The sequence below is a fragment of the Nocardia sp. MDA0666 genome (genome assembly GCF_003023875.1).
Taxonomy (GTDB): domain Bacteria; phylum Actinomycetota; class Actinomycetes; order Mycobacteriales; family Mycobacteriaceae; genus Nocardia; species Nocardia aobensis.
In genome coordinates, this window is sequence record NZ_PYHT01000054.1 from 1 (window position 1) to 1,221 (window position 1,221).

Annotated in this window: 1 pseudogene; it reads left to right on the top strand. The window is 62.2% G+C overall.

From position 1 onward, the window contains the following. Positions 1-1,221 (top strand): annotated as a pseudogene (locus C8258_RS32105) (DNA-directed RNA polymerase subunit beta); the annotation flags it as partial.

Sequence of the window (1,221 nt, forward strand, 5' to 3'; positions counted from 1 at the left end):
CACCGAGAACGGTGAGATGGCGTTGGGTAAGAACCTGCTGGTGGCGATCATGCCGTGGGAGGGTCACAACTACGAGGACGCGATCATCCTGTCGCAGCGTCTCGTGGAGGAGGATGTGCTGACCTCGATTCATATCGAGGAGCACGAGATCGATGCTCGTGACACCAAGCTCGGTGCCGAGGAGATCACCCGTGATATCCCGAACGTGTCGGATGAGGTGCTGGCTGATCTGGACGAGCGTGGCATCGTCCGTATCGGTGCCGAGGTGCGCGATGGTGACATCCTGGTCGGCAAGGTGACCCCGAAGGGTGAGACCGAGCTGACCCCGGAAGAGCGGCTGCTGCGCGCGATCTTCGGTGAGAAGGCCCGCGAGGTGCGTGACACCTCGCTGAAGGTGCCTCACGGTGAGTCCGGCAAGGTGATCGGTATTCGTGTGTTCTCGCGTGAGGACGACGACGATCTGCCTCCGGGTGTGAACGAGCTGGTGCGCGTGTATGTGGCGCAGAAGCGCAAGATTCAGGACGGTGACAAGCTCGCGGGTCGTCACGGCAACAAGGGCGTGATCGGCAAGATCTTGCCGAAGGAGGACATGCCGTTCATGCCGGACGGCACCCCGGTCGACATCATCTTGAACACCCATGGTGTTCCGCGTCGTATGAACATCGGCCAGATCCTCGAGACCCATCTGGGCTGGATCGCCAAGGCCGGCTGGCAGGTCGACGGCGCCGAATCCGGCAACCTGCCGGACTGGGCGAAGAACCTGCCCGAGGAGATGCTGGGTCAGGAATCCGACACCAACATCGCGACCCCGGTGTTCGACGGTGCGCAGGAAGACGAGCTGACCGGTCTGCTGGGTTCCACCCTGCCGAACCGCGACGGCGAGACCATGGTCGACGCCAACGGTAAGTCGGTGTTGTTCGATGGTCGGTCGGGTGAGCCGTTCCCGTATCCGGTGGCGGTGGGTTACATGTACATCCTGAAGCTGCATCACCTGGTGGACGACAAGATCCACGCGCGGTCGACGGGTCCGTACTCGATGATCACCCAGCAGCCTCTGGGTGGTAAGGCGCAGTTCGGTGGTCAGCGTTTCGGTGAGATGGAGTGCTGGGCCATGCAGGCCTACGGCGCGGCCTACACGTTGCAGGAGCTGCTGACCATCAAGTCCGACGATGTGGTCGGTCGTGTGAAGGTCTACGAGGCGATCGTCAAGGGCGAGAACAT